Consider the following 4,895-nt stretch of genomic DNA (forward strand, 5'->3'; position numbering starts at 1 on the left):
AAAGTCTTTAAAGCATTAAAAGCTAACGTTAAGTTCAGTGTAGAAATGAACGAATTAGAATTTAAAGTAGCGTGAAAATAAAGGCACTACTGGCAATCGAGTAGACGGCCTCGCCAGATTTCTCCGACGAGGTGCGCCTCTCACTATTTATCCCGAGCATCGGGACCACCTATCCCGGAACTATCGGCATTAATTATTTAAAAATTACTGCGACTTGTGCTGAGGGCCCGCCTCCCGGAGGGCAGGAAGTCGCAGCAAGCGGTCACATTTTGAGAAACTGGCAGGGAGTAAATCCTTGCCAGTTTTTTTGTTTTAAAAACTAACATTCATTAAGGGGGTAATTTGAAAGGATAAGCCATTCAAATTCAACTTCCCGATTTTCGGGACAGGCTCTCCAGAGTTGAAAGGATAAATGGGCATGGTTATTTCAACCACACATCATGATGTATGGCTAATCGAATTCAACCCCTTTAGGGTTGAAATAATAAATTCATTCCGTGATTTAATGACCACAAATGGCGATTTGTGGCTAATCAATTTCAACTACTTTGTAGTTGATAGGTTGGAAGGGACGACAATTATAGATTTACACATTTCTTGAATGGTTGATCAGGTTCAACCATATGTTTGGCCGAGACCAATTAAGGTGTATTTACCCCATCAATAATTACCAATGACCCTGTCCGGCTGATGGGCTAAATATTCCCAACAACTTGAATTGGTTTTTCCTTTTGATTCCTGAAGGGAAGTCACCTTTATAAACATTTTCCTCTCTGCCGGTGAGGCCATTCAATTGATACAATCGGAACACGTCGGCTACATACAATGCATCTCTGTTATTTGACCCAGGTAAAACTGCCATGCCCATAGGTGCGATCATCCCTCCACGGCTTATGGTGCGTGACTGACCACTAGGTAGTATTTCTACTACCGAGCCAAAATCAGCATTGGAGATAAAAAGGGAGCCATTGGAGTCAAAGGCCAAGTTGTCAAGTCCCTCTTGAATTTTTATAAAAATTGTTTTTTCTTCGGTCAAAGTATTTACTTTGAAAACCTCACCTGATTGATCCAATAAATCACTCATGTAAGATGGGATTTGTATCGGATATTAAAAAAAAATGTGTATCCGCACGGTTGCACGTGAGTTAGATTTGGGGCTTTTTGTATAGGATTACACGTCCATAGACGACAGTCAACAGTCCACAGCACGTTCAATTTGAACTTAATCCTACCTTTTTTGGGTACGTGCCACTAACCGAATACGCATAAAAAAAGCAAATCAATTATATGATTTAGAGCTTTTACCGCATAAAAAACCCGGTCATTTATGACCGGGTTCGTTATTACTGCAATGCCAAAATGGATTAATACGTTATTTCTCCATTGCCTACGTGAGAAGTCCTGATTAAGGGGTCGCCATTTGTTTTTAAACCAACGATTTCCAAAGTACCATTTTCAATCTCCAAAAAACCGGAAGCGCCTTCAAATCGGCCAGTACCTCCTATGAAAGTAATTAATTGGGTATAGACAGCAGTGGTCTCTGAGTTAAAAGTAATGATCATGTCATCGGTAGCCGCCCAAACCTCGTCCCGGTTCGCGGCATAGATAATATCTTTTTCCCCCGGTAAGGTCCTAAATTTGAATACGTTACCTTGGACATCATAAATTTCGCCTAGACCACTCACACCAGTTATTTTTCCCAGATGCGTCATTATTCCAGTGAAGGTACCTCCTGGACCGTCTGCATTGTCGATACCTTCCAAAGTAATGCGAACCGATCGGGTAACATCATTGCCCTTTCTTGCTGTAATATCGATTAATTCATCACTCAACTCCAGCTCTTCCGGTGGCAGCATCAAAGCTTCTTTATCGACTAATTCATCACTGTCGTAGGCATCACTGAACTGGCTGCAAGAGAATGTGACAAAAAATGCTGTTATTAAAGCAGCACCTAACACTGATTTTCCAATAATTTGTTTCATCGTTTTCATCATATGATAGTTTAATGATTAAAGATTTATTAATAGAGAATATTTACAGTAGCAAGCTACTTAGATGCTCAAAGTCCAACCGTAGTTATTGTTTCAAGTGCTTTATATTTTGTTCCAAATCCAAACAAAATACTGATCTAGTTTAATAAAACCAACAAAACGCGAGGTGGCGACAAATCAACAACGTGTCAACTCAATGCAGCTCGGGAAAAAGTTGATTTGAAATGCTTTCGGCTTCCCATAATTCAAATAACCCTTCAATCCAGGGCAGATTTCTTTGAAAGACATCCCAATGCTGACCAATGGGAATGGCTGATCCTTGACACAAAAGAAAAACTGAAGTAACAACACATTTTGTTTCCTGTATGATAAAATATCTACTTACGGTATAATTGGTGAAATTATAGCTATGGCCCTTAAGTTTGACATCAAAGACTTAAGCTGACCATAAGTGTTACCACCGTATCGGAGGGAGCATTTTTAGCTATATGGGAACATGACAAAAGCAGAGGGAAAGAGAAAGCCCTGGCATTGCTCAAGCACGTATTCCACATGAAGGACATCACTTCGGACAATCCGATGATAGACATTCCCCTTTCGGACCTTGAAAGAATAAGCAAACGTGACTGCTTCAAGAATTCGGAATACAAACTTACCGAGGAAGAAGATGAACTTTTTGAGGATGCTTTGGCATGGTATCAGATCATCAACCAAAGATCCCCATCTCAGGATATGACGGGATCGATGTAGGACAGGATGATACAGCCTCAGGAGAAGCAGGACAACTTGGAGATTCCGGAGACCAGGAACCACTTAAAGAATTCGGGTTAAAATTTGATAAAAAAACTCCCCCTTTTCTACTTCGAAAAGGGGGAAATGGTAGCTTGAAAAGGTCAAAAAATGAAACTCGTTTAATTTTAGTTTTTATTTAGAAGAAGAACTTCAATTTTTAGAGATGCGTTAAATCACATTCTTGCCTCCTCCCGAAACATAAATATCACCGGATTGGCCGACAGCTACCCCATCAAAAAGGTATGTAGGAGGTAAGGCGGCATCTTGACCAACAGCAGGTCCACTCAGGCTGAGGCCATCTGCGATTTTGCTCACGGCTCCTGTTCCCAAATCTATGCGTGATAACCGGGAAGCACCGGTTTCAACAACCAGCAGTCCACCTTCTTTATCTCAAGACTAACCTTCAGGATTTGTTAATCAGGTCAATATTTAATTGAATTAATCCCAATTGCATTGTCGCTTTTTTTTGCATTTGCCAATTGGAGTTCCACTGATTCCCGATCCCAAAGGTGAATTTCCTTCTTTCGGAAGTTAATTGACACCCTAAAGTTGCAGAGAAAGTTATATCCCAATATACCATCGACCCTATTTCCCCAATTGTTTTGGTTGAGTTGGTTTAAAGTTACAAAAAGTGTCTTCATAGGTGGACAAGGAAGGTTACCAACCATCCATTCATTTACTTTAGAGGATTTTACCTGAATTATGTTCTTCCCAAAACCTGCCATTGAAACTTCCCTTACCCGTGATGAGCCTGAACCGATGTGGTTGATTTCCTGAATATCCATCACATTTGCACTAGCTCCTGTATCCAGAATCATCTTTAACTTTTTTCCATTCATTTTTACTTCGATTAGCGCCAATCCTTTACCTAGTATTATAGGGAGAGTTGACTGAGGCTCTTGATGGATATTTTTTGAAGAAATGCGGTTACCTTCTTTATTGAGTCGATATATGGTCAGTTCCTTAAATGTATAGTCTAAAACCAGTTCACAATTTTTAAACAAACTATTTCCAACAACCCCTAATAAATCCAAACCAGTTTTTTTCTCCAAAGCAGTGAAATCGATTATGACACCTATCATATTTTTTTCAAATCCTTCGATGTTTAATTTTATGGGCCATATTTCATTTTCTATTTCATTTCCATGAATACCATAAAATTTGATTCCGGTAGCACTGCCTTTAAAGTACCTTTTATTTAAGATTGTTTCCGAAACACCCGTGTCCACTACGAAATATCCTTCCTTGCCATTAGCAGTGGCTTTAACGATGATAAGATTTTGGACGAGATCGAATGGTATGCTGGTAACGGGAGTGTTTTTTAAATTGTAATGTGGAATAATCCACCCAAAGACAATAAATGATAAGATCGTTTTCATGTTATGGAAGTAAAAATGTTATAAATTATTTTTCAGTCCATGATCTGTATTTTGGTGGCTAAAGGCCTAAATACATTTCGGGGAAATGATGTAATTAATTGATAAACAAGGTACTTTAAAGTAAAAATATGACCTTAGGTATTGTTTCGGATGCTATATACCTTGTTTCAGGTGGTGTATACCATGTTTCATATACTGTATAATTTGTTCCAAAAAAAAGCAGGTTTTGACTGTTCAATTAGTCATGAAGGATAAATTAATCGAAAGCTGAATCAGATCAGTAATGAAAAACCGGTTTTTAGGCTAAAAAAATTATCTTTTCTAAATAAGGTATGGATCAAATAGAGAATAAAAAAACCATTGCCGATTACACGCCAATGGCTTTTTGCATTTCCCGATCTATGTTTATATTGAATCCAAGGTAAATGATTGCCTAAAACATTGGTTTAGCTATTGATTCATTGGCTTTAGACTTTGTTCCAATTCATGCCAAAAGCTGATTATGCCTGTTTATTAATCCAGAAAGAAATCCATTAAAAGTTGTATCCTGAGAACAGCTTTCAAAAATTGGTTCTCAGGTTTAAAAAGAATATGGATGTACTCAATTATGCCTTTAACATTAAAATTCGAAATAATTCTTGGTCAAACACTGAAATGCCCGTTACTTCCGACTTCGTTCCGATAGCTCCTAAAATCCGCATACAGATGTTTAAAAATACCGCAAAACCTTAAT

Annotated in this window: 5 protein-coding genes; 1 reads left to right on the plus strand and 4 read right to left on the minus strand. The window is 38.4% G+C overall.

Annotated features, from left to right (window positions below; all coding sequences use genetic code 11):
- Window positions 1-667: 667 nt before the first annotated feature.
- Entirely contained in the window at window positions 668-1,084 is a 417-nt protein-coding gene (locus HMJ38_RS24890) for a hypothetical protein (RefSeq protein WP_194977162.1), read from the minus strand.
- Between the two features lie 280 nt (window positions 1,085-1,364).
- Complete coding sequence (locus HMJ38_RS24895; protein ID WP_194977163.1) at window positions 1,365-1,982, minus strand: hypothetical protein; 618 nt, start codon at window positions 1,980-1,982, stop codon at window positions 1,365-1,367.
- A gap of 561 nt (window positions 1,983-2,543) precedes the next feature.
- Between HMJ38_RS24895 and HMJ38_RS24900 the strand changes: the two genes are divergently transcribed.
- On the plus strand, window positions 2,544-2,741 hold the full coding sequence (locus HMJ38_RS24900) for a hypothetical protein (RefSeq protein WP_194977164.1): 198 nt from the start codon (window positions 2,544-2,546) through the stop codon (window positions 2,739-2,741).
- Between the two features lie 210 nt (window positions 2,742-2,951).
- Here the strand turns inward: HMJ38_RS24900 and HMJ38_RS24905 are convergent, their stop codons facing one another.
- Both HMJ38_RS24905 and HMJ38_RS24910 read right to left on the minus strand, forming a co-directional pair.
- Complete coding sequence (locus HMJ38_RS24905) at window positions 2,952-3,113, minus strand: hypothetical protein (RefSeq protein WP_194977165.1); 162 nt, start codon at window positions 3,111-3,113, stop codon at window positions 2,952-2,954.
- Between the two features lie 92 nt (window positions 3,114-3,205).
- Window positions 3,206-4,162 (minus strand): retropepsin-like aspartic protease, encoded by a 957-nt coding sequence (locus HMJ38_RS24910; protein WP_194977166.1) that lies wholly within the window; start codon window positions 4,160-4,162, stop codon window positions 3,206-3,208.
- Window positions 4,163-4,895: the final 733 nt, after the last annotated feature.

This window comes from Aquiflexum lacus, assembly GCF_015476655.1.
GTDB classification, from domain to species: domain Bacteria; phylum Bacteroidota; class Bacteroidia; order Cytophagales; family Cyclobacteriaceae; genus Aquiflexum; species Aquiflexum lacus.